Source organism: Afifella aestuarii, from assembly GCF_004023665.1.
GTDB lineage: Bacteria > Pseudomonadota > Alphaproteobacteria > Rhizobiales > Afifellaceae > Afifella > Afifella aestuarii.
In genome coordinates this window covers 1,218,543-1,244,662 of sequence record NZ_SAUF01000001.1, presented here as the reverse complement: position 1 = coordinate 1,244,662, position 26,120 = coordinate 1,218,543, and the positions used below count along the sequence as shown (strand labels likewise).

The window sequence follows — 26,120 nt, the reverse complement described above, 5'->3', positions numbered from 1 at the left end:
ACCGCGCGAAGAGCGGATCGTCATGCGTCCCCCTCCCCCTTGTGGGGAGGGGACAGGGGTGGGGGTCGTCGGTCAGAAGAAGGGCCTGTATGAATTCGCAAGCACAGCCCCCACCCGCGAGCTTCCGGTTGGGATGCCCCCCCCTCAACTCATCCAATTGCCGCCATCGACATTGTAGGTCTGGGCGACGATGTAATCGGCTTCGGAACTTGCAAGAAACACGGCCATGCCGGTCAGATCCTCCGCGCGGCCCATGCGCCCGTAAGGCACCGCCTCGCCGACGAGTTGCTTCTTTTCCCCGAGCCGCCGGTTCTCGTACTTCGCAAAGAGCGCATCGACCCCGTCCCAGTGCTCGCCGTCGACCACGCCCGGCGCGATCGCATTGACGTTGATCTTGTGCTGGATGAGATCGAGTCCCGCCGACTGCGTGAGGCTGATCACGGCCGCCTTCGTCGCGCAATAGACCGCGACGAGCGCTTCCCCGCGCCGCCCCGCCTGGCTCGCCATATTGATGATCTTGCCGCCTTCGCCCTTGTCGATCATCGCCTTCGCCACCGCCTGCAGCATGAAGAGCGTGCCGGAGACGTTGATCGCAAAGAGCCGGTCGAAACTCTCCCGGCGAATCTCCACGATCGGCGCCAGATCGAAGAGGGCGGCGTTGTTGATCAGAATGTCGATGCGCCCGGCGCGGTCCAGAACCTGCGCCACCGCCGCGTCGATCGAGGCCTGATCGGTGACGTCGAGCGGCACCGCATAGGCCGCCTCGCCGATCTCGGCTGCCGTCTCTTCGGCGCGGTCGAGGTTGATGTCGGCGATCGCCACCCTCGCCCCTTCGCGCACATAGGCTTCTGCAAAGGCGCGCCCGATGCCGCGCGCCGAGCCGGTGATGATGGCGGATTTGCCTTCCAGCCGCCTCATGACAGCGCCATGCCCTCGGCATCGAAGCGATGGATCTTGTCATCCTGCGGCGTCAGAAACACGCGGTCGCCGTGACGCACCGGAAACTCGCCGTCGGCGCGTGCCGTCAGCATGCCGGCGCGCTCCGTCTCCACATGCAGAAACGTGTCGGAGCCGAGATGTTCGGAGACGCTGACAGTGCCTTCCCAGCGGCCTTCTTCCAGCGACAATTGCATATGCTCGGGCCGGATGCCGACCTTGGCCGCGTCGCGCCGCTCCGCCACCGCCCCCTCGATGAAGTTCATCTTCGGCGAACCGATGAAGCCCGCAACGAAGAGATTGCGCGGCTTGGAATAAAGTTCGAGCGGCGTGCCCACCTGCTCGATGATACCGGCGCGCAGGACGACGATGCGGTCGGCCATGGTCATGGCCTCCACCTGATCATGCGTGACGTAGATCATCGTCGTCTCGAGCTTGTTGTGCAGCTCGGAGATTTCGAGGCGCATATTCACCCTGAGCGCCGCATCGAGGTTCGACAAAGGCTCGTCGAACAGGAACGCCGCCGGCTCGCGCACGATCGCCCGCCCGATGGCAACACGCTGGCGCTGGCCGCCCGAAAGCTGGCCCGGCCGCCGGTCGAGATAATCGGTGAGGTTCAGAACGCGCGCCGCATCGTCGATCTTACGGTCGATCTCGGCCTTGTCGAACCCCGCCATCTTGAGCGGGAAGGCGATGTTCTTCCGCACACTCATATGCGGGTAGAGCGCGTAGGACTGGAACACCATGGCGAGGCCCCGCTTGGCCGGCGGCGTTTCCGTGGCGTCCCGCCCGTCGATCTTGATCTCGCCGGACGTCACATCTTCGAGCCCCGCAATCAGCCGCAGAAGCGTCGACTTTCCGCAGCCGGACGGGCCGACGAAGACGATGAATTCGCCATCCTCGATTTCGAGATCTAGCGGCGGGATCACCTGGACATTGCCGAAAGTCTTGGTGATCTGGTTGAGCGAGATGTGTCCCATATCCGTCCCTTTTCGCCGCGTTCGTCGCCGCGCCGTTTATTGTCGGCTGCCGCCGGGGCGGCAGCCGCGTCTTGGCCGCGCCCCTATTTGACCGCCCCAAAGGTGAGCCCACGCACGAGCTGCTTCTGGCTGAACCAGCCGAGGATCAAAATCGGCGCGATCGCCATGGTCGAGGCGGCGGAAAGCTTGGCGTAGAAGAGCCCCTCCGGGCTCGAATAAGACGCGATGAACGCCGTCAGCGGCGCCGATTTCGCGGCCGTCAGGTTCAAGGTCCAAAACGCCTCGTTCCAGGCGAGGATGATGTTGAGGAGAAGCGTCGAGGCGATCCCCGGCACCGCCATCGGCGTCAGCACGTAAAGGATCTCCGAGCGCAGCCCCGCCCCGTCCATCCGCGCCGCCTCCAGAATCTCGCCCGGGATCTCGCGGAAATACGTGAACAGCATCCAGATGATGATCGGCAGGTTGATCAGCATCACCACGATGACGAGCCCGGTCAGCGTGTCGAGAAGCCCGGCATCGCGGAAGATGAGATAGATCGGGATCAAGACGCCGACGGGCGGCAGCATCTTGGTCGACAGCATCCACATCAACACGTTCTTGGTCTGCTTGCTGGGCACGAAGGCCATCGACCACGCCGCCGGAATGGCGACGAGGAGGCCCAGAACCGTCGAGCCGATCGAGATCACCACCGAATTCCAGAAATGCCGGAAATAGGCGGAACGCTCCTGCACCTCGACGTAATTGTCGAGCGTCCAGTCGAAGAACACGAAGGACGGCGGCGAAGCGATCGCCTCCGCCTCCGTCTTGAAACTCGTCAGGATCGTCCACAGGATCGGAAAGAAGATCAGGAAACCGATCGTCCAGGCGATCAGCGTGAAGAGCAGCTTTCGACCTTTTGTCGGAGTGTGGGCCATGGCTCAGACGTCCAGGTTCTTGCCGATCATCCGCATCAGGAAGATCGCGACGATATTGGCGAGAATGACGGCGACGATGCCGCCGGCCGATCCGCCACCCACGTCGAACTGCAGGAGCGACTGGGCATAGACGAGATAGGTGATGTTGGTCGTGGCATAGCCCGGCCCGCCATTGGTGGTGACGAGGATCTCCGCGAACACCGAAAGCAGGAAGATCGTCTGAATGAGCACGACGACGGTGATGGCGCGTGCCAGATGCGGCAGCATGATGTGGAAGAAGCGGCTCAACGGCCCCGCCCCGTCCATCTCGGCGGCTTCCAGCTGGTCGCGGTCGAGCGATTGCAGCGCCGTCAAGAGGATCAGCGTCGCAAAAGGCAGCCACCCCCATGAGACGATGAGGATGATGGAGGCGAGCGGCGCCTGTCCCAGAAAGTCGAAGGGCTGCATCCCGAGCGCCCGAAAAATGTTCGCGAAGAGCCCGTTCACGGGATTCATGAACATGTTCTTCCACACGAGCGCGGAGACCGTCGGCATGACGAAGAACGGCGCGATCACCAGAACCCGCACGATCCCCTGCCCCCACATCGGCTGATCGAGCAGGATCGCCAGAAGCACCCCGCCGACGATGGTGATGACGAGAACACCCCCGACGAGGAGAAGCGTGTTGATGAGCGCGGAGAAGAACGCCGGATCGGTCAGGAAGAACCGATAATTCATGAAGCCGATGAAATCGTGCGCTCCCGGCATCAGAAGATTGTAGCGCAGGAACGAGAAGTAGAGCGTCATCGACAAGGGGATCAGCATCCAGCCGAGCAGAAGAAGCACGGCGGGAGAGATCATCAGTCGCGCGGCGGAACGCGAATGCGCAGTGGCCATGAGCGAACCCTTTCGGGCGATGAGGAACGAGCCGGTGAAGAGGGCCCGGGCGGACGCCGCAACGACATCCGTCCGCGCCGATCATGTCGAGGCGGTCACGGCGTCGGCGACCGCCCCAGGCAGGTGCGTGAAGCCGGCGATATGCGGCCGGTCACGCGCCGCGCATCACTTCGGATAGCCGGCCTTCGTCATCTCGCGGTTCGTCAGCTGCTGGGCGTTCTGGATCGCCTGATCCGCACTCATCTGTCCGGCGAGAGCAGCTGAAAACATCTGCCCGACGGCCGTGCCGATGCCCTGGAACTCGGGAATGGCGACGAACTGTCCGCCCGTATACGGCACGTCCTGAACGGACGGCTTGTCGGGCGTCGCCGCCTGCATCGAGTTCAGCGTCATTTCCGCAAATGGCGCTTCCTTCTGGTATTCTTCGTTCTCATAGAGCGAGGTGCGGGTTCCCGGAGGTGCCGCGCGCCAGCCTTCCTTCTCGGCGACGAGCTTCGTGTAATCCTTCGACGTCGCCCAGGCGATGAACTGCTTGGCGGCATCCTCCGAATCCGTCGACGTCGGAATGGCGAGGTTCCACGACCACAGCCAGTTGCCGTGGTTGTCGACGCCTTCCTTGTTCGGGAACTGCGCGAAGGCGACCTTGTCGGCAACGGTGGATTCGTCAGGATCGGTCACGAAGGAGGCAGCGACCGTGGCGTCGATCCAGATGCCGCATTTGCCCTGCTGGAAGAGCGACAGGTTCTCGTTGAAGCCGTTGGAGGAGGCCCCCGGAGGGCCATACTCGTTCATCATGTCGAGGTAGTCGTTGACCGCCGCCTTCCATTCGTCGCTGTCGAGCTGGGCCTTCCAATCCTTGTCGAACCAGGCCGCGCCGTAGGAATTCGCCATGGCGGTCAGAAACGCCATGTTCTCACCCCAGCCCGGCTTGCCGCGCAGGCAGATGCCGTAGACCTCGTTCGACTTGTCGGTCATCGCCTCGGCAGCTTTCTTGATGTCCGCCCAGGTCGGCTGATCGGGAATTTCCACGCCCGCCTTCTCGGCGAGATCGGTGCGGTACATGACCATCGCCGATTCCCCGTAGAAAGGCGCCGCATAGAGCTTGTCCTCATAGGTCAGCGCACTGCGGATCGACGGCAGGATATCGTCGGTGTCGTAGCCGTCCGGCATGTCGTCGAGAGCGACGAGCCAGTTCTGCTTCGCCCAGATCGGCACTTCGTAATTGCCGATGGTCATGACGTCGTACTGACCGCCCTTGGTGGCGATATCCGTCGTCACGCGCTGGCGCAGAACGTTTTCTTCCAAAGTCACCCATTCCAACTGGATATCGGGATGATTTTTGGTGAAATCCTCGGCGAGCTTCTGCATGCGGATCATGTCGCCATTGTTGACGGTGGCGATGGTGATCGTTTCGGCATGCGCTGCGGCAGTGAAGGCGAGGACGGATACAGCGCCGACCGCCCAAAGGGAGCGTCTCATCAGGTTTCCTCCGTTGCGCGTCTTCGGCCCGAAGGCCTCGCGGCTTATCATTACGGGAAAGACACGACACCGGATGTCGACATCGCATCCCTCTGCCCGCGCCGAAAGGCACGGACATGAAGGGCGAAGTTGCGCGAAACCGCGGCCCTCGCCTCATCTTCGGATATCTAAATTGTCGTCCGCTGCACGAAGGGAAAGACCCGACGGCAACTTGCACAAGACTAGATCACGCGGTTTTGCCGCTGTCAAATAAATAAATCACTTTGATTTTGCAATTAGCGTGACAGCAGAATAAGTCCCGATTCCCTCGTGACTTAGCGCCAATGTCGCACAGTCTATAAAATTTGAAACTGCCGAGTATCAAATCCTGAAAGGCGCGTTTATTCTTCGCGCTCCCAGGGCGGCACATTGCCGAAATGCGCCCTCAGATAATCGATGAAGGCGCGCACCCGCGGCGACAGATTCCGCTTCTCCGAATAGAGCGCCAGAATGTCCGACCCGTCGTCGGCATAATCCGGCAAGAGCCTGACGAGCCGCCCGGCCTTGATGTCCTCGCCGACGAGATAGGTCGAAAGCCGCGCGATCCCGAGGCCGGAAAGCGCCGCGTGATAGATCGCATCGGCGCTGTTGGCCTCGAAATTGCCGGTGAGCGGCACGGGATCGGCCCCCTCCGCCCCTTCCAGATGCCAGTCGTTCCAGCGCGTCACGGTCGAAAGGCGCAGGCAATTGTGATGCGCGAGATCCTGGCGCGTCGTGGGCGTGCCGGCGCGCTTCAGATAGGCGGGCGCGGCGCAGATCACCCGCCGGTTGCGGGCAAGCTTGCGCGCCACCGCAAAACTGTCCTCCACCTGCTCGGTGAAGCGGATGGCGACGTCGATGCCCTCCGCAGCGAGATCGATCGGCCGATCCGTCACCTCGAGCGAGACTTTGAGCTCCGGATAGCGCGCCATGAACTCCGGCATGATCGGCAGAAGCTGTGCCTTGGCGAAGGCGACGGTGGCCGCGATCCGCAAGACCCCGACCGGCTGGCCGCTGATCGCGGTGGCGAGGTTTTCCGCCTCCGACACCCTGGCCGCGAGATCGGCGCAACGCTCGTAGAAGGCGCGCCCCTCTTCAGTCAGCGACAGGCCGTGCTTGCTGCGGTTGAGAAGCCGCACTTTGAGCCGATCTTCCAGAAATCCGATCTGCCGGCTGACGGCCGATGGCGTCAGGCCGAGCGAGCGCGCCGCCGCCGAAAAGCTCTCGCTCTCCACCACGGTCGCAAACAGGATCATCTGACTCGGGAGTTCCATCACACCTCGGCTTTGCAGCTGGGTCACAGCCCCTTTGACCCAAGGGCGCCTTCGCAAGCGCCGCCGCCGTCATTATTTGTGCATCACAGCACGATTATGATGCGCCGCAATATCGGCATAGGGCCCGACACCATCAACATAAAAACGGGTTCGTGGAAGCGCACCAAAGAGCGGTTGCAGGCAACTACCGCAATGCAACACAGGCCGGCGAAAGCCCGTCGAGGCAGACTGCCGGCCCACGAACAGAAATTCAGACGGCAATTCCCCCTGCCGTCCCATGATGGAGAAGCCACATGAAGACCCTCACTCTCGCACGCCCCGCTTCCGGGCCGCTCGCCGCACCGGCCTCGACCGTATCGATGGGCGATGGCGCTCGCACCCTCCTGTCGCGCGCCTGGACGTCCGTGAAGCAGCGCTACCAGTACGGCGAACTCGTGCGCGAGCTGGAAGGCTACCGGGACCGCGACCTCGCCGACATGGGCTTCGACCGCAGTGAGATCCGCCGGGTTGCCTATGAAGGCGCCTACGGCCGCTCCCGCGCCTGATCTGCCGTTCTCCGAGCGGCCGTCCGTTCGCAAGACCGCTCGAAAAACCTCCATCACCCGTCCAGGCTGGCGGCAGCACCAAGCTCCGCCCGCCGGGGCGGATCGGCGCCGCGGCGTCCGCAGGTGATGCCGGCCGCCTCCGTGGCAAAGGCGAGAAGCGCCTCCACCTCGTCCCGGCGCAGCAGGGACAGCGCCTCGCGCGATTTCGTCGAGCGCTCTGAAAGGCCTGCAATAAAGGCGGCCATGAAACTGTCGCCCGCCCCGACCGTATCGACGACGTCGACTTTGGAGCCTTTGACGGACACGCGTCCGAAAGAGCCGAAGGCTTCCGCCCCCTCCCGGCCATAGGTGACGACGACCAGGGTCGCGCCTGCCGCCCGCCAGCGTTCGGCGGTCTCCGCCGGCGGCGCGCTCGGATAAAGAAGCCCGAGATCCTCCTCGCTCACCTTGATGAGATCGGCCGTCGGCACGAAGGCGTCGAGACGCTCGCGCCAGAGGGAGAGATCCGGCTCCACGTTGATGCGCACATTGGGATCGAGCGTCACCAGCCGCTCGCCAGCCTCTCGCCCCAGGAGCGACAGAAGGCTCGTGCCGATCGGCTCGGTGACGAGCGAAAACGAGCCGGCATGCACGCCCCAGATATCGCGGCTGAAAACCGGCAGATCGGACAGGTTGACGGCCCGGTCCGCCGCCCCGTCTCCATAAAACGCATAAGACGGCGAGCCGTCTTTGCCGAGCGTCACCAGGCTCAGGGTCGTGCGTCGGCTGGAGCGCAGAAGAAAGCCGGTCTCCACGCCTTCCGTCTTGAGCGCCGCAAAAAGCTTTTCGCCCAGAAGATCGGTCGAAAGACCGGTGAAGAGCGCCGCCTCCTGGTCGAGCCGGGCGAGCCCCACGGCGACGTTGAAAGGCGATCCGCCGATGCGCGCGTCGAAGGAGAGCCCTTCGCCCTGATCCGAACCGTAAAGATCCCAGAGCGCCTCGCCGCAGACGACGAACATCAGGCCGCTCCTGTCGGAATGTGAGGAAAGCCTCGCTGCATCTTCTCCTCCCGCCGGCTGCCTGTTTTTCTCGGCCCGTTTTTGGCCTGTCTTTCCGGCCTTATGATCTTGCTCGGCGGGCCGGGATGGTCGGCGGCGCCGCGCTCGGGCCGGCGGCTTCCACACGAGCCGACCCCCAGAGATAGGCAGCGCAGCGCCGCCTGACCGGCAGCCATGGCGCACGCACCCATCCACATCGAACACCTAAAGTCAATAACTAAATCACATTGGTTTTTTAATTTCCTTTCGGCTAGCCTGCCCTGCCGCAAAGGGACGAACCGCAAGGACTGCGAAGGCACGGCGAGATGCGAGGCGGAGACACAACCGGGCTGCGCGCCTACAACGAGCGCCTGATCATCCACGCGCTCCTGCGCGCCGGCGCGCTGTCGAAGGCGGAGATCGCGCGCGAGACCGGCCTCTCCGGCCAGGCCGCCTCCGTCATCGTCAACCGCCTCCTCGCCGAAGGTCTTCTCATCAAGCGCGACAAGGTCCGCGGCCAAGTCGGCCAGCCTTCGACCCCAATCGCCCCCAATCCGAAGGGCGCCTTTTCGCTTGGCGTCAAGATCGGCCGCCGCAGCGTCGAAGCGATCCTCGTCAATCTCCTGGGCGAGGTCATCGCATCCGCCCAGGAAAGCTACGACGCACCCCTGCCCGAAGAGACGGTCCGCCTCGCCATCGCCCAGGCGAGCGACCTTCTCGCCTCCCTCGATGCCGCTTCCAGAAAGCGCGTCGTCGGCCTCGGCATCGCCATGCCGAGCGAGCTTGAATCCTGGGCGCCGGAGCTCGATCTGGCGCCGGGCACGCTCGACGCCTGGCGCGACATCGACGTCGCCGCAGCGCTTCAGGAGGCGACGGGCCTCCCCGCCTCCCTGCACAATGACGCGACGGCCGCCTGCGCCGCGGAAGTCATCCTGGGCGACGCCGTCACCCGCCGCAGCGCGCTCTACCTTTATCTCGGCACCTTCATCGGCGGCGGCATCGTCATCGACGGCAAGCTCTATCGCGGCGAGCAGTTCAACGCTGGCGCCATCGGCTCCATGCCGACCGCCCATCAAAGCGCCACGGGCGCGCCGCAGCAGCTCATCCACACCGCCTCCATCATCCAGCTGCAGCAGGCCTTCATCGAGGAAGGCATCGACGCCGGCGAGGCGCTTCTGCGCGGCGACGACGTTCCGGGGGCGGCGCGTATCTTCGATGTCTGGGCCCTGCAGGCGGCGGAGGAAATGGCCCGCGCCGTCATCTCGGCCATGAGCGTCATCGATTTCGAGACGATCGTGGTCGACGGCCTGCTGCCGCCGGCCTGGCGTACCCGCATCACCGGCCACCTCGCCGAGGCCGTGCAGGATTTCAACCGTCTCGGCCTCAGCCGGGCCGAGATCGTCTCAGGCTCCGTCGGGCCGATGGCGCGGGTTCTGGGCGCCGCCATGCTGCCGCTCCAGGCACGCTTTTCGCCGAACACCGACCTCCTCGTGCGCCAGACGATTACGCGCCAGAGCGACGCCGAAGCCGCGCCTTCGTTCGCAAACGAGCCGCAGGCCGGATAGCCACCGTCCGCAGCCGCATCCGCAGGCGCTGTCCGCCCGCTCTTTGCATTCGGGCCGGCTTGTGCCCATCATGGCTCCAAACAAGAAAACGATTTCTCTCGGGGGTCCATCCTCGCGAGAAACCGAGGAAACCCTCTTGAGGACCGTCCATGAGCCTCGCCCCATGAGCGTCACGGTCGCGCGCAGCGTTGAGCCTGCGCCGCGCGTTCCCGAATTCGGGCCCTGGCTCGCCCAAGCCTCGATCCTCGTCGTCGACGACGAGCCGGGCATGCGCAATTTTCTCGTCCGCACGCTGAAGCCCCGCTGCAAGCGCCTGGAAGAGGCGGCCGACACCGCCGAAGCCTCCAAAAGGCTCGACGAGCACCATTTCGACGTCGTCATTCTCGACAACATCATGCCCGGCAAGAGCGGCGTCGAATGGCTGACGGAACAGCGCGAGATCGGCCTTTTCGCCGATGCGATCCTGATCACCGCCTATGCCGATCTCGAAACCGCCATCCAGGCGCTGCGCGCCGGCGCCGTCGATTTTGTCCTGAAACCCTTTCGCTCCAACCAGATCCTCAACGCCGTCGCGCGCTGCCTCGACCGCATCCGTCTGCAGCGCGAAATCCATGTCCTGCGCCACGAATTGCGCTCCACCGCCGATCACATGCTGCTGCGCGACAAGCTGATCGGCCATTCCGCCGGCATCGGCGAGGTGCGCGACACCATCGCCCGCGTCGCGCCCCTGCCGACCTCGGTTCTCATCACCGGCCAGTCCGGCACGGGCAAGGAGGTGGCGGCCCGCTCCATCCACGCCCTCTCCGAGCGCGCCGACAAGCCCTTCGTCGCCGTCAACTGCGCCGCCATGCCGACCGACATGCTGGAGGCGGAGCTTTTCGGCCACCTGAAAGGCGCCTTCACCGGCGCCGATGCGGGCCGCGAGGGCCTCTTCATCCATGCCCATGGCGGCACGCTCTTTCTCGACGAGATCGCCGAACTGCCGCTTCCCATGCAGAGCAAGCTCCTGCGCACGATCGAAGACCGGCGCGTGCGCCCGGTCGGCTCGGAGCGCGAAGTGCCAGTCGATGTGCGCTTCATCTTCGCCACCAATGCCGACCTCGAAACCGCCGTCGAAGAGGGCCGTTTCCGCACCGACCTCTTCTACCGCATCAACGTCATGCAGATCGCCATGCCGCCGCTCGCCGCCCGCGGCGAGGACGTGATCGAGCTCGCCACCCTCTTCATGCAGCGCCTGTCGAAGCAGCTCGGCATGCCCCCGGTCGAAATCGATGCCGCCGTGCGCGCGGGCCTCGCCGCCTATGACTGGCCCGGCAATGTCCGCGAGCTCAGAAACCTCATCGAACGCTCGCTCATCCTCGGTCGCTTCCCGCCGGAATTTCGCGGCGATCCCGCCCCCGGCGCGGAAAGCGCCCCTTCCCCCGAAATCGCCGGCGCGCCCGGAGAAGCGCTCGAAGAGGTGGAGCGCCGCCATATCCTGCGCGTTCTGGAAGCGACCGGCGGCAACCGCGCCGAGGCCGCCCGCCGCCTCGGCATCTCGCGCAAGACCATCGACCGCAAATGCTCAGCCTGGAATATCTGAGCTGGGGCCGCTGAGATGAGTTTGGAGCCGGCGCAGCCCGGCCTTGCGCGGCCCGGCCCCGAAAAGATCGGCCGGCACCGCTCGGTTCGCTTCCGTCTCCTGGCGATCGCGCTCCTGCCGACCTTCGTCATCCTGCCGCTTCTTCTCGGCGTCACCATCGTCCGCTGGAACGCGAAATTCGACCAGCTTCTGAAGTCGAAGGTGCATGGCGACCTCACCATCGCCGACCAGTATTTCAACCGCATCCTGGAGACGACAGGCGACGAGATCGACGCGCTCGGCCGCTCCGCCGAATTCCGGGACGTGATCGAGGCGGATGCCCCCGCTCCGCTCGCCGCCTATCTGGAGAAGAGCCGCAAGGCGCTCGGCCTCGATTTTCTCTATCTCGTCAGCGCCGGCGACGGCGTGCGCGCCACTTCCCCGTCCGGCGCAGCCCCGAACCTTTCCGGCGACCGGCCGGTCGTCCAAAGCGCCCTTGCCGGCAAACCCACGACGGCAATCGACATCTTTTCCGGCGACGAGCTCGCCGCCATTTCGCCGGCGCTTGCCGCGCAGGCGCGCCTTCCCCTCGTCGACACGCCCAACGCCGTGCCGACCGACAAGACGGCCGAAACCCGCGGCATGGTCGTGCATTCGGCAAGCCCCGTGCGCCTGCCCGGCCAGGGCCCCGCCGCCCTCGTCGGCGGCCTCCTCCTCAACCAGAACCTCGTCTTCATCGATACGATCAACGACCTCGTCTACCGCGAGGAGAGCCTGCCCGCCGGCAGCCAGGGCACGGCGACCCTTTTCCTCGACGATGTGCGCGTCTCCACCAATGTCCGGCTTTTTGAGGACAAGCGCGCCCTCGGCACCCGCGTCTCCGCCGCCGTGCGTTCCGCCGTTCTCGGCGAAGGCCGCGTCTGGCTCGACAGCGCCTTCGTCGTCAACGACTGGTACATCTCCGCCTACGAGCCGATCACCGACAGTTTCGGGCGCCGCGTCGGCATGCTCTATGTCGGCTTCCTGGAAGCGCCTTTTCAGCGCACCAAGCTCGTCTCGCTTCTCACCCTCATCGCCGCCTTCGCCGCCGTCACCGCCTTGAGCGTGCCGCTCTTCCTGCGCTGGGCGGGCTCTGTCTTCCGCCCCTTGGAGCGCATGACGGAGACGATCTCCAAGGTCGAGGCCGGCGATATGAGCGCCCGCACCGCCCTTCCCGACAATGAAGACGAGATCGCCCGCGTCGCCGCCCATCTCGACGGGCTTCTCGATCAGGTGCAGGAGCGCGACCGGCAACTCCGCTCCTGGAACGAGGAGCTCAACGCCCGCGTCGCGGACCGCACGCGCGAGCTGAGCGAAGCGAACCGCCAGCTCGAGGCGACGACGAAACAGCTCATCATGTCGGAAAAGCTCGCGGCCATCGGCGAGATCACCGCGGGCGTCGCCCACGAGATCAACAATCCCGTCGCCGTCATGCAGGGCAATCTCGAAGTCATGCGCTCGATCCTCGGCGACGCGGCCGCCCCGGCCGAAACGGAGATCCGCCTCATCGACGAACAGATCGACCGCATCGGCCAGATCGTGACGAAACTCCTGCAATTCGCCCGGCCGGAGGAATATGCGGGCTTCGTCGAGAGCCACGCCCCCGCCGATGTCGTCGCCGACTGCCTGCCTCTCGTCCAGCATCTCCTCAACAAGGCGGAGATAGAGGTCGCGCGCCGCGACACCGCCACCCGCCTCGTCCTCATGAACCGCACCGAGCTGCAGCAGGTGCTGGTCAACCTCATCGTCAACGCCATCCACGCCATGCCGGACGGCGGCCGGCTGACGATTACGACATCCGATACGGATCGCGACGGCACGCCGGGCATTCAGATCGCGATCGAAGACACCGGCACCGGCATCCCTCCGGAGGTGCTGTCGAAAATCTTCGATCCCTTCTTCACCACCAAGCGCCAGGAGGGCACCGGCCTCGGCCTCTCGATCAGCCAGACGCTGATCGTTCAGCAGGGCGGCTCCCTGACGGTCACAAGCACGCCGGGCGAAGGCACGACTTTCGTGATCTGGCTCCCCGAAGCGCGCTAACGGCACCAGATCACCCCGCTGCAAACTCGGCGTCACAGAGACAATTTGTCCTATTTTTGCTGACGTCTCTTCCCGCCCGAGGGACGTTTTGTCCCTCTGCCCCTCGACAGGACTCCCTGAAAACCGCGGCTTTCTCGCCTCCCCCGCTCTGGCATCCCTCTTGCGTAGCGTCCTCACGCCACGCCGAAAAAACGGGCGGGCGCTGCGCGGCCATGCTCCGCGCAGGGAGGAAACGACAAGGGGCGCTCACTTGCCGAAAGACCGCGATCACGCGGCGCGGCGGGGCGAGCCCGGGAGGGAAAATCGCGACATGTTCGACAGCCTCAAGAAGGAACACATCGTCGCCGGCGAGAACTTCAACCGTTGGAAGGTTCCGCCGGCCTCGATCGCCATCCATCTGTGCATCGGCTCCGTCTATGCCTGGAGTATCTTCAACCCGCCGCTGACGCGTGAATTCGGCGTCGTCGCCGCCTCCGCCGGCGATTGGAGCCTGCAATCCGTCGTCTGGATCTTCTCCGTCGCCATCGTCTTTCTGGGCCTTGCCGCGGCCTTGGCCGGCAAGTGGCTCGAAGAGGTCGGCCCGCGCATGGTCGGCGTCGTCGCCGCGCTCTGCTGGGGCGGCGGCTTCATCGTCGGCGGCCTCGGCATCGTCACCCACCAGCTCTGGCTCGTCTATCTCGGCTACGGCGTCATCGGCGGCTGCGGCCTCGGCCTCGGCTATGTCTCGCCCGTCTCGACCCTGATCCGCTGGTTCCCGGACCGGCGCGGCATGGCGACCGGCATGGCCATTATGGGCTTTGGCGGCGGCGCCATGATCGCCACGCCGATCAAGGAATTTCTGCTGCGCACCTTCTATGAGGTTCCGACCTATCTCGGGCCGGAAAGCGCCGTCTCCCTCGTCACCGAAGGCGGTCGCCGCATGGCCGAGGTCAACGGCCAGATGGTCGAGGTCGTCGTCGCCGGCGCCAAGCAGGTCGCCGCAGCCTCCGTCGCCATCGAGCCCGGCATCTATGTCGCCGGCACCGGCAACACCGGCGCCGCAATGACCTTCTTCACCCTCGGCATCGTCTATTTCGTCGTCATGGTGATCGCCTCCTTCTCCTACCGCGTGCCGCGGGAGGGCTGGAAGCCGGAGGGTTGGGAGCCGGCCGCCGCGCACGTCGCACAGCGCAAGATGATCTCCGACAACGACGTCCACATCGACCAGGCGCTGAAGACGCCGCAATTCTATCTTCTGTGGATCGTGCTGTGCTTCAACGTCACGGCCGGCATCGGCGTCATCGGCGTCGCCAAAACCATGATGACGGAGATTTTTGGCACCACCCTGCCCCTGATCGTGAATTCCGCCTTCGCCGCGACCTACGTCTTCATGATCTCGGTCTTCAACATGGTCGGCCGTTTCCTTTGGGCCTCGGCATCGGACTATATCGGCCGCAAGAACACCTATTATTGCTTCTTCGTTCTCGGCACGCTGCTCTACCTGTCGATCCCGTTTGCGGCCCAGCAGGTGAGCGTCGATCCGGCGGTGACGTGGCTCGTCATGTTCTACGCCGCGACGATGATCATCTTCACCATGTATGGCGGCGGCTTTGCCACCATCCCCGCCTATCTCGCCGACATTTTTGGCACCAAATATGTGGGCGGCATCCATGGGCGGCTTCTGACGGCCTGGAGCACGGCGGGCGTTCTCGGGCCCCTCGCCATCACGCAGCTGCGGGAAATGTCCCTGTCGAACGCGATCCACGATCTCGCGACCCGCATCGATCCTTCCGTCTTCCGGGAGAAATTTGGTGCCGGCGTCGACCAGCTCGACCAGCTGATCGCCGCCAACACGGTGACGATCGGACGGCTGATGGAGATCGCCCCCGCCGGCACCGTCGATCCGACGCCGAGCCTCTACAACACCACCATGTACTGCATGGCGGGGCTCCTGGTGCTGGCGCTCATCGCCAATTCCCTCGTCCGTCCGGTGCACGAGAAGCACCATATCGACGAGACGACGGAAGAGGTGGAAGGGCGCGTCGTCGCCGCCGCCGAATGATGGGACTTGCGGCCGGGCACATCGCCCGGCCCTCTTTCCCGCCCATAGCCGGGCCTTGCAGCCGGCCGCTTTGCCGCCCCGCGTCTGGGCCTGTCGCCCGGACGCCTTTCCAGAACGCCCGCATCCTGTATCGTGGGCACGTCGCAGGCGGGCAGAAGACCCGCAAGGCGGCGGGAGACGCTCATGATCGACAAGCTGGAAATGTTCATCGCGCTTGCCCGCGAGAAGCATTTCGGCCGTGCCGCAGAGGATTGCCGCGTCACCCAGCCGACGCTCTCCTCCGCCATCAAGCAGCTCGAAGACCAGTTCGGCGTCATGCTGGTGCGCCGCGGCTCGCGCTATCAGGGGCTGACGCCGGAAGGCCAGCGGGTGCTCGAATGGGCGCGCCGCATCGTCGCCGACGTCCGCTCCATGCAGGAGGATCTGAGAACTGCGCGCTACGGCCTCTCCGGGCATCTGCGCATCGCCGCCATCCCGACGGCGCTCTCCGCCGTCGCCGAGCTGACCGCGCCCTTTGCGGAGGCCCATCCCGGCATCACCTTCACCGTCCTGTCGCGCAATTCGGTCGAGATCCTGTCGCTTCTGGAAAATCTCGAGATCGATGTCGGCATCACCTATCTCGACAACGAGCCGCTCGGCCGCGTCACCACCGTGCCGCTCTACGAGGAACGCTACGCCTTCGTCACCCAGGCGGACGGGCCGCATGCCGGCAAGTCGAGCATCACCTGGAAAGAGGTGGCGGCCGCGCCGCTCTGCCTGTTGACGCCCGACATGCAGAACCGCCGCATCGTCAATCAGAAGATGGGCGAGGCCGGCGCCAGCGCCGATCCGACGCTCGAATCCAACTCCGTCATCACCCTCTTCGCCCATGTGCGCACCGGCCGCTGGTCGAGCGTCATGCCCTGGCGGCTGGTGGACGCCTTCGGCCGCCTGGACAATCTGACGGCGATCCCGATCGTGGAGCCGGAAGCCGCGGAAAGCATCGGCCTCGTCGCCGCCTACCGCGAGCCGCACACGCCGGTTCTTGCCGCCCTTCTCGCCGAAGCCCGCAAGGTTTCGCAGCTTCTGCCCCGAGAGAAACGGCCCTCGGCCTAGCGCTCGATAGGTTTTCCCGATCACTCGACGGGATAAAGCTATTGATAAGACATGACGTCGCGCGTCAAAATTACCGCAATAAGAAATCCGGCAAAAACAATCGCCGGCCATGGGAGGAAGAATGACTGCCCAGACAGGCGCAGCGGACATTGCCGTCCGCGCCACAGCGATCGTCGATGCCAACGCCGCCCTCGAAGGCCCCCTCCTGCCGATCCTGCACGATCTCCAGGAAGAGTTCGGCTGCGTGCCGGAAGAGGCCGTGCCGGTCATCGCCAACCGCCTCAATCTGAGCCGCGCCGAAGTCCATGGCGTCGTCAGCTTCTATCCCGACTTCCACCACACCCCCTCCGGCCGCCATGTGCTGAAGGTCTGCCGCGCCGAGGCCTGTCAGTCGATGGGCGGCGAAAAAATCGCCGACCGCGTGCGCTCGGCCCTCGGCATCGACTGGCATGAGACGACACCCGACGGCGCCGTCACGCTCGAACCCGTCTACTGCCTCGGCCTCTGCTCCTGCGCCCCGGCCGCGATGCTCGACGGCGAGGTGACCGGCCGCCTCGACGAGACCCGCCTCGCCCCGCTTCTCGACGAGGCCCGGCGATGACCGATCACGTAAAAGGCCCCATCAAGGTCTACGTCCCGCGCGATGCCGGCGCGCTCGCGCTCGGTGCCGACAAGGTCGCGGCCGAAATCGCCCGCGAGGCCGAAGCCCGCGGTCTCGCCATCCGTCTCATCCGCAACGGCTCGCGTGGTCTCTTCTTCCTGGAGCCGATGGTCGAGGTCGCGACCGAAGACGGCCGCCTCGCCTATGGGCCCGTCGCGCCCGAAGACGTCGCCTCCCTCTTCGCTGCGGGTTTTCTGTCCGGCGGCGACCACCCCCTCGCCCAGGGCGAAACGGAAGAAATTCCCTTCCTCGCCCGCCAGACCCGCCTCACCTTCGCGCGCTGCGGCATCATCGATCCGCTCGATCCGGCCGATTACGAGGCGCATGGCGGTCTGAAGGGGCTGCGCAATGCCGTCATGATGACGCCCGAAGAGATCGTCGAGACGATGATCACGTCGGGTCTTCGCGGTCGCGGCGGCGCCGGCTTTCCGACCGGCATCAAGTGGAAGACCGTCGCCGAGGCGAAAGGCGAGCAGAAATACATCGTCTGCAACGCCGACGAGGGCGACAGCGGCACCTATTCCGATCGCATGATCATGGAGGGCGACCCCTTCATGCTGATCGAGGGCATGGTGATCGCGGGTCTCGCCACCGGCGCGACGCGCGGCTACGTCTACACCCGCTCCGAATATCCGCATGCCATCGCAACGATGCGCGACGCGATCGCCATTGCCCGCAGCCACGGCTTTCTCGGCCCCGACATTCTGGGCTCCGGCCACGCCTTCGACATGGAAATCCGCATGGGCGCCGGCGCCTATGTCTGCGGCGAGGAAACCTCGCTTCTGAACAGCCTGGAAGGCAAGCGCGGCGTCGTGCGCGCGAAGCCGCCGCTTCCCGCCCATGAGGGCTTTCTCGGCCGCCCGACCGTCGTCAACAACGTCATCTCGCTTGCGACCGTACCGGCGATCCTCGACCACGGGCCGGAATTCTTTCGCGATTTCGGCGTCGGCCATTCGCACGGCACGATCCCCATTCAGATCGCCGGCAACGTCAAGAATGGCGGCCTCTTCGAGATCGCCTTCGGCCTCACCTTGCACGAGCTCGTCGACGAGATCGGCGGCGGCACGAGAAGCGGCCGCCCGGTCAAGGCGGTGCAGGTGGGCGGCCCGCTCGGCGCCTATTTCCCGCGCGCCCTCTTCGACACGATCTTCGATTACGAAGCCTATACCGCGAAGAACGGCCTGATCGGCCACGCCGGCATCGTCGTCTTCGACGACACCGTCGACATGCTGAAGCAGGCCCGCTTCGCCATGGAATTCTGCGCCATTGAATCCTGCGGCAAGTGCACCCCCTGCCGCATCGGCTCCGTGCGCGGTGTCGAGGTCGCCGACAGGATCGCCGCGGGCGAAGACCCGGAGGCGCAGATCGCGCTCATGACCGACCTCTGCCAGACCATGCGTTTCGGTTCGCTCTGCGCCCTCGGGGGCTTCACGCCCTTCCCGGTCTTGAGCGCGATCGAACATTTCCCCGACGATTTCCGCCCCACCCCCTTCGCCGAAGCTGCCGAGTAGAGCCGAGGAGCAGCCTGATGAGCCTCATCCACGAAATCGACTACGGCACCCCCGCCTCCACCTCCGAAGAGACGGTGTCGCTCACGATCGACGGCTTTGAGATCACCGTCCCGGCCGGCACCTCGGTCATGCGCGCGGCCGCCGAAGCCGGCATTCAGGTGCCGAAACTCTGCGCCACCGACATGGTGAAATCCTTCGGCTCCTGCCGCCTCTGCCTCGTCGAGATCGAGGGACGGCGTGGCACGCCCGCCTCCTGCACCACGCCGGTCGCCCCGGACATGGTCGTGCATACCCAGACGCCGCGCCTCAAAGAGATCCGCCGCGGCGTCATGGAGCTCTATATCTCCGACCACCCGCTCGACTGCCTCACCTGCGCGGCAAACGGCGATTGCGAACTCCAGGACATGGCGGGCGAAGTCGGACTGCGCGACGTGCGCTACGGCTATGACGGTGCCAACCACGTCAAGGCGAGGAACAACGGCGAGGCGAACCCGCGCTACCGGCCGAAGGACGAGAGCAATCCCTATTTCACCTTCGATCCCACGAAATGCATCGTCTGTTCGCGCTGCGTGCGCGCCTGCGAGGAGGTGCAAGGCACCTTCGCGCTGACGATCGAAGGCCGCGGCTTCGGCTCCGTGGTCGCCGCCGGCCAGGACGAAGAGTTCCTGGCATCGGAATGCGTCTCCTGCGGCGCCTGCGTCCAGGCCTGCCCGACGGCGACGCTCCAGGAAAAATCGGTGATCGAGAACGGCCTGCCGGAGCATGCGCGCGTCACCACCTGCGCCTATTGCGGCGTCGGCTGCTCCTTCAAGGCGGAGATGCGCGGCGAGGAACTTATCCGCATGGTCCCCTACAAGGACGGCAAGGCGAACCGCGGCCATTCCTGCGTCAAGGGCCGCTTCGCCTACGGCTATGCCAATCACAGGGACCGCATCCTCAACCCGATGATCCGGGAAAAGATCACCGATCCCTGGCGCGAGGTCTCCTGGGAGGAGGCGCTTGCCCATACGGCGTCGGAATTCCGCCGCATCCAGCATCAATACGGCCGCGGCGCGCTCGGCGGCATCACCTCCTCGCGCTGCACCAACGAGGAGACCTTCCTCGTCCAGAAGCTGGTGCGCGCCGGCTTCGGCAACAACAATGTCGATACCTGCGCCCGCGTCTGCCATTCGCCGACCGGCTACGGCCTCAAGACCACCTTCGGCACCTCCGCCGGCACGCAGGATTTCGACAGCGTCGAGAAGACCGACGTCGTCATCCTGATCGGCGCCAATCCGACGGACGGCCATCCGGTCTTCGCCTCGCGCCTCAAGAAAAGGCTGCGCGAAGGCGCCAAACTCATCGTCATCGATCCGCGCCGCATCGATCTCGTGCGCTCGCCGCATATCGAGGCGTCCTATCACCTGCCCCTGAAGCCGGGCTCCAACGTCGCGGTCCTGACCGCGCTCGCCCATGTCGTCGTCACCGAAGGCCTCTTCGACGAGGCTTTCATCCGCGAGCGCTGCGACTGGGACGAGTTCCAGGATTGGGCGGCCTTCGTCTCCGAGCCGCGCAACTCACCGGAGGAAGTCGAAAAAATCTCCGGCGTTCCGGCCGCCGCCATCCGCGGCGCGGCACGTCTCTATGCGACCGGCGGCAACGGCGCGGTCTATTACGGCCTCGGCGTCACCGAACACAGCCAGGGCTCCACCACGGTGATGGCGATCGCCAATCTCGCCATGGCGACCGGCAACCTCGGCCGCCCGGGCGTCGGCGTGAACCCGCTGCGCGGCCAGAACAACGTTCAGGGCTCGTGCGATATGGGCTCCTTCCCGCATGAGCTGCCGGGCTACCGCCACATCTCCGACGAGGCGACGCGCGACATCTTCGAAAAGCTCTGGAACGTCACGCTCGACGACGAGCCGGGGCTTCGAATCCCCAACATGCTCGATGCCGCCGTCGACGGTTCCTTCCGCGGCATCTACATCCAGGGCGAGGACATCCTGCAATCCGACCCCGATACGAAGCATGTCGCCGCCGGTCTCGCCGCCATGGAATGCGTCGTCGTCCACGACCTCTTCCTCAACGAGACGGCGAATTACGCCCATGTCTTCCTGCCGGGCTCCACCTTCCTGGAAAAGGACGGCACCTTTACGAACGCCGAGCGGCGCATCAACCGCGTCCGCCGCGTCATGGCGCCGAAGAACGGCTATGCCGATTGGGAGGTGACGCAGCTTCTGGCGAACGCGCTCGGCTGCGATTGGAACTACACCCATCCGCGCGAGATCATGGCCGAGATCGCGGCGACCACGCCAAGTTTCGCGGGCGTCACCTACGACCTCCTGGAAAAGGAAGGCTCGGTGCAATGGCCGTGCAACGACAAGGCGCCGCAGGGCACGCCGGTCATGCATGTCGGCGGCTTCCAGCGCGGCAAGGGCAAGTTCGTCGTCACCGAATATGTGGCGACGGACGAAAAGACCGGCCCGCGCTTCCCGCTCCTTCTGACGACCGGCCGCATCCTCACCCAGTACAATGTCGGCGCGCAAACGAGGCGCACGGCCAACACCGTCTGGCACGAGGAAGATCGCCTCGAAATCCATCCCCACGACGCCGAACAGCGCGGCGTCAAGGATGGCGATTGGGTCCGGCTCGCGAGCCGCTCCGGCGAGACCTCGCTGAAAGCCCGCATCACCGACCGCGTCGCGCCGGGTGTCGTCTACACGACCTTCCACCATCCCGGCACGCAGGCGAACGTCATCACCACGGATTTCTCCGACTGGGCGACCAACTGCCCGGAATACAAGGTGACGGCCGTCCAGGTGGCGCTGTCGAACGGACCGAGCGACTGGCAGCAGGAATATGAGGAGCAGACCCGCCAGGCCCGCCGCATCGCCCCGGCGATGGAAGCGGCCGAGTGAGGGAGCGCGGATGATGCAAAAGACCCATCACCTGGTCGCCCGCATCGCCCATCGCCTCGGCACGGCGCGGCCGGGCGAACGTGACCTGCCGGAAGAGACGGCCATCGCCCTCACCTATGGCGGCACCACCCAGGCGGTGATGATGGCGACGCCCGCCGATCTCGTCGATTTCGCCGTCGGCTTCACCCTGACGGAGGGCATCGGCGACACGGCCGAGGCGATCGACGCCGTCGACATCGTCGAACTCGAAGCCGGCATCGACGTGCAGATCATGCTGGCCGAAGAGGCGGACGAAAAGCTCGCCGAACGCCGCCGCCGCCTCGCCGGTCCCGTCGGCTGCGGTCTCTGCGGCATCGAGAGCCTGGAAGGCGCCGTGCGCCAGCCGCCCATCGTCCCCGCCTCCGATCTCACTTTGTCGCCGGCCGACATCGCCCGTGCCATGGGCGCGCTCTCCCGGGCCCAGCCGCTGCATGCCGCAACGCGCGCCGTGCATGCCGCGGGCCTCTACGCTCCGGGCGAAGGCCTCGTCGCCGTGCGCGAAGATGTCGGCCGCCACAATGCGCTCGACAAGCTCGCAGGCGCGCTTGCCCGCCGCGCCATCCCGGCCACTGAGGGCGCCATCGTGCTGACGAGCCGAGTCTCGGTCGAAATGGTGCAGAAGGCGGCGGTCGCCGGCAGCCCGATCCTGCTTGCCGTCTCGGCTCCCACAGCACTTGCCGTCCGCATGGCGGAGGCCGCCGGCATCACCCTCGTCGCCATCGTCCGCGACCGCGACTTTGAAGTCTTCACCCATCCGGGCCGCATCACCGACACGCCCGAAACCTCGGCGAGGCTCACCCATGTCGCCTGACAAACTCGCCTATATGGCGAACCAGATCGCCACCTTCTTCAAGAGCCGCCCGGACCACGAGGCCGCCGCCGGCGTCGCCGACCACATCAACTCCTTCTGGGAACCGCGCATGCGCGCAAAGCTCTTCGAGATCCTGGATGCGGGCGGCACCGGCCTCGACCCCCTCGTCGTCGAAGCCGCCCCGATGATCCGCCAGCCGAAGCCCGAACGCGCCTGAAAAGGCGCGCTCCCGCCCCTTTCGAACACCATCCCGAAAGCCAGCGCCCGGTTCGCGCCGGAGGCCGGGTCTCAGCCGCGCGCTGAGTTCACTTGAACCAGCCGCCGCGCTCGAGAACCTCGATCTTGTAGCCGTCGGGATCTTCGATGAAGAAGAAGCGCGCGAAGGGCGCGCCCTGATGCACCATTTCCTTGATGTCCTTCGGCGCCAGCCCGGCCTCGCGCATACGCGCATGCTCTTTATCGAGGTCGCCGACGGATACGGCCATGTGCCCGTAGCCGTTGCCGAGATCATAAGGTGTGCTTTCGCCCTTGTTGATCGTCAGCTCCAGCTCGAATTCGCTTTCTTCGTTTGCCAGATAGACGAGCGTGAAGCCGTCGAACTCGTAACGGTCGGCGATCTTGAGGCCAAACGCCTTGTCGTAGAATGCCACCGAGCGCTCCTCTTCGAGCACGCGGATCATCATGTGAATATTCTTGGCCACCTTCGCCTCGCTGCCTTCGCCGCTTTTTCTGGGCTCCCGCCGGCGTCTCGTCAGGCCGGCTGCTGGCCGATATGCCACCGCGCCCTCATCACCGTCAACGAACCGGGAAGGCGCAAGAAAAACCCGTTTCCGCCACTGCGTCAGCTGACGTTTCTCAGAAAATCTCCGCATCTCCGGCCCGATCTGACTTGAAGTTTCAGGCAATCCGGTGCGACAACATGCACCGAGCGGAATAAAACAAAGAACCGCTCCGCGGCTGCTGTGAACAAAAGACGGCGGGGCCGCAGGGAGGATGACAATGCTTCCCCGCAAACCCGCTGCGCATTGGGCAACTGTGATCAGGCGGGGAAATGTCGGAATTCATTCTCGAAACCGAGAATCTCACGAAGTATTTTGCCGGCTTCACGGCGGTCGATGGCGTCAGTCTCGGGGTACGTGAGGGCACGATCCATGCTCTCATCGGCCCGAACGGCGCCGGCAAGACGACCTGCTTCAACCTCATCACCAAATTTCTGCAGCCGAGCTCGGGCACGATCCGTTACGCCGGCCACGACATCACCCGATCGACGCCGCATCATGTGGCGCGTGACGGGCTCGTGCGCTCGTTTCAGATCTCTGCGGTCTTTCCGCATCTGACGGCGCTCGAAAACGTCCGCCTCGCGCTGCAGCGCCCGACCGGCCTCTCCTTCCATTTCTGGAAGTCGAGCCGGGTTCTGGAGCGGCTTCACGAGCGCGCCTACGAGCTTCTCGCAGCCGTCGGCCTGTCGGAGTTCACCGACACCTTGGCGGTCGAGATGCCCTATGGCCGCAAGCGTGCGCTCGAAATTGCGACCACGCTCGCCCTCGAACCGAAGGTCATGCTCCTCGACGAGCCGATGGCCGGCATGGGCCATGAGGACATCGCCCGCGTCTCCGATCTCATCCGCCAGGTGGCGCAAAACCGCACTGTCTTGATGGTGGAACACAATCTCGAAGTCGTCGCCAACCTCTCCGACACGATCACGGTCCTGCAGCGCGGCCAGATCCTGGCGGAGGGCAGCTACGACGAGGTCTCACAAAACCCCGAGGTCCGGGAGGCCTATATGGGCACGGGCGACGAGGCGGAGGCATGAGCGTGCGCAAGACCATCCTCGAAGTCTCCGATCTCAACGCCTGGTACGGCGAATCCCACGTTCTCCACGGCGTCGATTTCGAAGTCCGCGAAGGCGAGGTCGTCAGCCTCTTGGGGCGCAACGGCGCCGGCAAGACGACGACTTTGCGCTCCATCATGGGCCTCGTCGGACGCCGCTCCGGCTCGATCCGCTTCGACGACCAGGAGCTCATCGACCTGAAGCCCGACAAGGTCGCCCGCCGCGGCATCGCCTATTGCCCGGAAGAGCGCGGCATCTTTGCGAGCCTCACCGTGGAGGAGAACCTTCTCCTGCCCCCCGTCGTGCAGAAGGGCGGTCTGCCCATCCCCGAAATCTACGAGCTTTTTCCGAACCTGAAGGAGCGGCTTCTCGGCGCCTCCGGCACCCGCCTGTCCGGCGGCGAGCAGCAGATGCTGGCGATCGGCCGGATTCTGCGCACCGGGGCGAAGCTCCTCCTGCTCGACGAACCGACCGAGGGCCTCGCCCCCGTCATCGTCCAGCAGATCGGCGCCAGCGTGCGCCGCCTGCAGGAGCTCGGCTTCACCGTTCTGCTGGTCGAACAGAACTTCCATTTCGCCGCCCGGCTCGCCGACCGTCACTACGTCATCGAGCATGGCCGCGTCGTCGACCGCTACCAGCGCGACGACATCAAGACGCGCATGGGCGAACTCAACGAACTTCTGGGCGTGTAACGGACGGCGCCCGGAGAACCACAAAAAGTCCAAACGAGAGGAGAACCCCAATGAGCATCAAATCGGTCGCCCTGGCCTCAACCGCGCTTGCCGCACTCGCCGCGATGGTGGGTGCCGCCCAGGCGGAGATGTCCGACAACGTCGTCAAGATCGGCGTCCTCAACGACCGCTCCGGCCTTTATGCCGATCTCTCCGGCGAAGGCTCCGTCGTCGCCGCCCGCATGGCGGTGGAAGATTTCGGCGGCAAGGTCGGTGACGCCAATATCGAAGTCGTCTCCGCCGACCATCAGAACAAACCCGACGTCGGCTCATCCATTGCCCGCGAATGGATCGACCAGGACGGCGTCGACGTCATCGTCGACGTGCCGACCTCGTCGGTAGCGCTCGCCGTCCAGCAGGTCACTTCGGAAAAGGACACGGCGTTTCTTGATTCCGGCGCCGGCTCGACCGCGCTCACCAACGACCAGTGCGCCCCGACCTTCGTGCACTGGACCTACGACACCTACGCCATGTCGGTCGGCACCGGTAAGGCGGTCGTCGAACAGGGCGGCAAGAGCTGGTTCTTCCTGACCGCCGATTACGCCTTCGGCCATCAGCTCGAAAAGGACACCTCGGCGGTCGTGAAGGAGAATGGCGGCGAGGTTTTGGGCTCGGTCAATCACCCGCTCTCCACCTCCGACTTTTCCTCCTTCCTGCTGCAGGCGCAGGCCTCCGGCGCCGATGTCATCGGCCTTGCCAACGCCGGCGGCGACACCACCAACGCGATCAAGCAGGCGAACTCCTTCGGCATCGTCCAGGGCGGGCAGAAACTCGCGGCCCTTTTGGGCTTCATCACCGATGTCGACGCCCTCGGCCTCGATGTCGCGAAGGGCCTGACGCTGACGACGGGCTTCTACTGGGACCGCACCGACGAGACGCGGAAATTCGCCGATCGCTTTGCCGAGAAGATGAACGGCCAGAAGCCGACGATGGTGCAGGCCGGCGTCTATTCCGCCGTCACGCATTATCTGAAAGCCGTGGACGAGATCGACGATGACGGCGGCGAAGCGGTCGTCACCCAGATGAAGAAGATGCCGATCAACGACTTCTTCGCCGAGAACGGCAAGATCCGCGAGGACGGCCGCATGGTCCACGACATGTATCTCGTCGAGGTGAAGGGCCCGGACGAGTCCAAAGGCAAGTGGGACTACTACAACATCGTCAAGACGATCCCGGGCGATGAGGCCTTCCAGCCGCTCGACAAGGGCAGCTGCAAGCTCGTCAGCAACTGATCGTCCCTGAAACGGCCCGGCGCGG

The 26,120-nt window shown here is 65.1% G+C and carries 22 protein-coding genes; 14 read left to right on the top strand and 8 right to left on the bottom strand.

Going from position 1 to position 26,120, the window contains the following annotated elements; genetic code table 11:
• Nucleotides 1-144 precede the first annotated feature (144 nt).
• From EO094_RS05790 to EO094_RS05765, 6 genes are all read right to left on the bottom strand, one after another.
• Nucleotides 145-918 (bottom strand): L-iditol 2-dehydrogenase, encoded by a 774-nt coding sequence (locus EO094_RS05790; RefSeq protein ID WP_128291297.1) that lies wholly within the window; start codon nt 916-918, stop codon nt 145-147.
• Nucleotides 915-1,916 carry an ABC transporter ATP-binding protein gene (locus EO094_RS05785; protein ID WP_092810514.1) on the bottom strand — a complete coding sequence of 334 codons (1,002 nt, stop codon included), beginning with the start codon at nt 1,914-1,916 and terminating at the stop codon, nt 915-917. Before EO094_RS05785 ends, EO094_RS05790 begins: the two co-directional genes overlap by 4 nt.
• Before the next feature lie 83 nt (nt 1,917-1,999).
• The gene (locus EO094_RS05780; protein WP_128291296.1) at nt 2,000-2,830 is read right to left on the bottom strand and encodes a carbohydrate ABC transporter permease; all 831 of its coding nucleotides are present in this window, start codon (nt 2,828-2,830) and stop codon (nt 2,000-2,002) included.
• 3 nt (nt 2,831-2,833) lie between these two features.
• Nucleotides 2,834-3,706 (bottom strand): carbohydrate ABC transporter permease, encoded by an 873-nt coding sequence (locus EO094_RS05775; RefSeq protein ID WP_128291295.1) that lies wholly within the window; start codon nt 3,704-3,706, stop codon nt 2,834-2,836.
• A 165-nt stretch (nt 3,707-3,871) separates the two neighbouring features.
• On the bottom strand, nt 3,872-5,185 hold the full coding sequence (locus EO094_RS05770; protein WP_128291294.1) for an ABC transporter substrate-binding protein: 1,314 nt from the start codon (nt 5,183-5,185) through the stop codon (nt 3,872-3,874).
• A gap of 380 nt (nt 5,186-5,565) precedes the next feature.
• Nucleotides 5,566-6,477 (bottom strand): LysR family transcriptional regulator, encoded by a 912-nt coding sequence (locus tag EO094_RS05765; protein ID WP_128291293.1) that lies wholly within the window; start codon nt 6,475-6,477, stop codon nt 5,566-5,568.
• A 293-nt stretch (nt 6,478-6,770) separates the two neighbouring features.
• Here EO094_RS05765 and EO094_RS05760 point away from each other — a divergent pair, with 293 nt between their 5' ends.
• Nucleotides 6,771-7,022 (top strand): DUF1127 domain-containing protein, encoded by a 252-nt coding sequence (locus tag EO094_RS05760; RefSeq protein ID WP_128291292.1) that lies wholly within the window; start codon nt 6,771-6,773, stop codon nt 7,020-7,022.
• Between the two features lie 53 nt (nt 7,023-7,075).
• Here EO094_RS05760 and EO094_RS05755 read toward each other — a convergent pair whose 3' ends face one another.
• Nucleotides 7,076-8,020 carry a carbohydrate kinase family protein gene (locus EO094_RS05755; RefSeq protein ID WP_128291291.1) on the bottom strand — a complete coding sequence of 315 codons (945 nt, stop codon included), beginning with the start codon at nt 8,018-8,020 and terminating at the stop codon, nt 7,076-7,078.
• Nucleotides 8,021-8,364: 344 nt separating this feature from the next.
• Here EO094_RS05755 and EO094_RS05750 point away from each other — a divergent pair, with 344 nt between their 5' ends.
• The 10 genes from EO094_RS05750 to EO094_RS05705 all read left to right on the top strand — a co-directional run bounded on the left by EO094_RS05750 (nt 8,365) and on the right by EO094_RS05705 (nt 22,518).
• Nucleotides 8,365-9,603 (top strand): ROK family transcriptional regulator, encoded by a 1,239-nt coding sequence (locus tag EO094_RS05750; protein WP_128291290.1) that lies wholly within the window; start codon nt 8,365-8,367, stop codon nt 9,601-9,603.
• Between the two features lie 163 nt (nt 9,604-9,766).
• Complete coding sequence (locus EO094_RS05745) at nt 9,767-11,185, top strand: sigma-54-dependent transcriptional regulator (protein WP_128291289.1); 1,419 nt, start codon at nt 9,767-9,769, stop codon at nt 11,183-11,185.
• A 15-nt stretch (nt 11,186-11,200) separates the two neighbouring features.
• A complete protein-coding gene (locus EO094_RS05740) occupies nt 11,201-13,246 on the top strand; it encodes a sensor histidine kinase (RefSeq protein ID WP_128291288.1) in 2,046 nt (681 codons plus the stop codon).
• 310 nt (nt 13,247-13,556) lie between these two features.
• The gene (locus tag EO094_RS05735) at nt 13,557-15,287 is read left to right on the top strand and encodes an OFA family MFS transporter (RefSeq protein ID WP_128291287.1); all 1,731 of its coding nucleotides are present in this window, start codon (nt 13,557-13,559) and stop codon (nt 15,285-15,287) included.
• Between the two features lie 183 nt (nt 15,288-15,470).
• Nucleotides 15,471-16,382, top strand: coding sequence for a LysR family transcriptional regulator (locus EO094_RS05730; RefSeq protein WP_128291286.1), 912 nt, complete (start codon nt 15,471-15,473; stop codon nt 16,380-16,382).
• 121 nt (nt 16,383-16,503) lie between these two features.
• Complete coding sequence (locus tag EO094_RS05725) at nt 16,504-16,983, top strand: formate dehydrogenase subunit gamma (protein ID WP_128291285.1); 480 nt, start codon at nt 16,504-16,506, stop codon at nt 16,981-16,983.
• Complete coding sequence (locus EO094_RS05720) at nt 16,980-18,554, top strand: formate dehydrogenase beta subunit (RefSeq protein ID WP_128291284.1); 1,575 nt, start codon at nt 16,980-16,982, stop codon at nt 18,552-18,554. Before EO094_RS05725 ends, EO094_RS05720 begins: the two co-directional genes overlap by 4 nt.
• 17 nt (nt 18,555-18,571) lie before the next feature.
• Nucleotides 18,572-21,451 carry a formate dehydrogenase subunit alpha gene (gene fdhF / locus EO094_RS05715; protein WP_128291283.1) on the top strand — a complete coding sequence of 960 codons (2,880 nt, stop codon included), beginning with the start codon at nt 18,572-18,574 and terminating at the stop codon, nt 21,449-21,451.
• Nucleotides 21,452-21,461: 10 nt separating this feature from the next.
• The gene (fdhD, locus tag EO094_RS05710) at nt 21,462-22,301 is read left to right on the top strand and encodes a formate dehydrogenase accessory sulfurtransferase FdhD (protein WP_128291282.1); all 840 of its coding nucleotides are present in this window, start codon (nt 21,462-21,464) and stop codon (nt 22,299-22,301) included.
• Entirely contained in the window at nt 22,291-22,518 is a 228-nt protein-coding gene (locus EO094_RS05705) for a formate dehydrogenase subunit delta (protein WP_128291281.1), read from the top strand. Before fdhD ends, EO094_RS05705 begins: the two co-directional genes overlap by 11 nt.
• Nucleotides 22,519-22,606: 88 nt before the next feature.
• Here EO094_RS05705 and EO094_RS05700 read toward each other — a convergent pair whose 3' ends face one another.
• Complete coding sequence (locus EO094_RS05700; RefSeq protein WP_128291280.1) at nt 22,607-23,002, bottom strand: VOC family protein; 396 nt, start codon at nt 23,000-23,002, stop codon at nt 22,607-22,609.
• A gap of 350 nt (nt 23,003-23,352) precedes the next feature.
• On the opposite strand from EO094_RS05700, the gene EO094_RS05695 reads away from it, so the two are divergent.
• From EO094_RS05695 to EO094_RS05685, 3 genes are read left to right on the top strand one after another with little or no spacing between them, the layout of a single operon-like run.
• A complete protein-coding gene (locus EO094_RS05695) occupies nt 23,353-24,114 on the top strand; it encodes an ABC transporter ATP-binding protein (protein ID WP_128291279.1) in 762 nt (253 codons plus the stop codon).
• Complete coding sequence (locus EO094_RS05690; protein WP_128291278.1) at nt 24,111-24,824, top strand: ABC transporter ATP-binding protein; 714 nt, start codon at nt 24,111-24,113, stop codon at nt 24,822-24,824. The genes EO094_RS05695 and EO094_RS05690 overlap by 4 nt, the downstream gene beginning before the upstream one ends.
• A gap of 56 nt (nt 24,825-24,880) precedes the next feature.
• Complete coding sequence (locus EO094_RS05685) at nt 24,881-26,095, top strand: ABC transporter substrate-binding protein (protein WP_425455858.1); 1,215 nt, start codon at nt 24,881-24,883, stop codon at nt 26,093-26,095.
• Nucleotides 26,096-26,120: the final 25 nt, after the last annotated feature.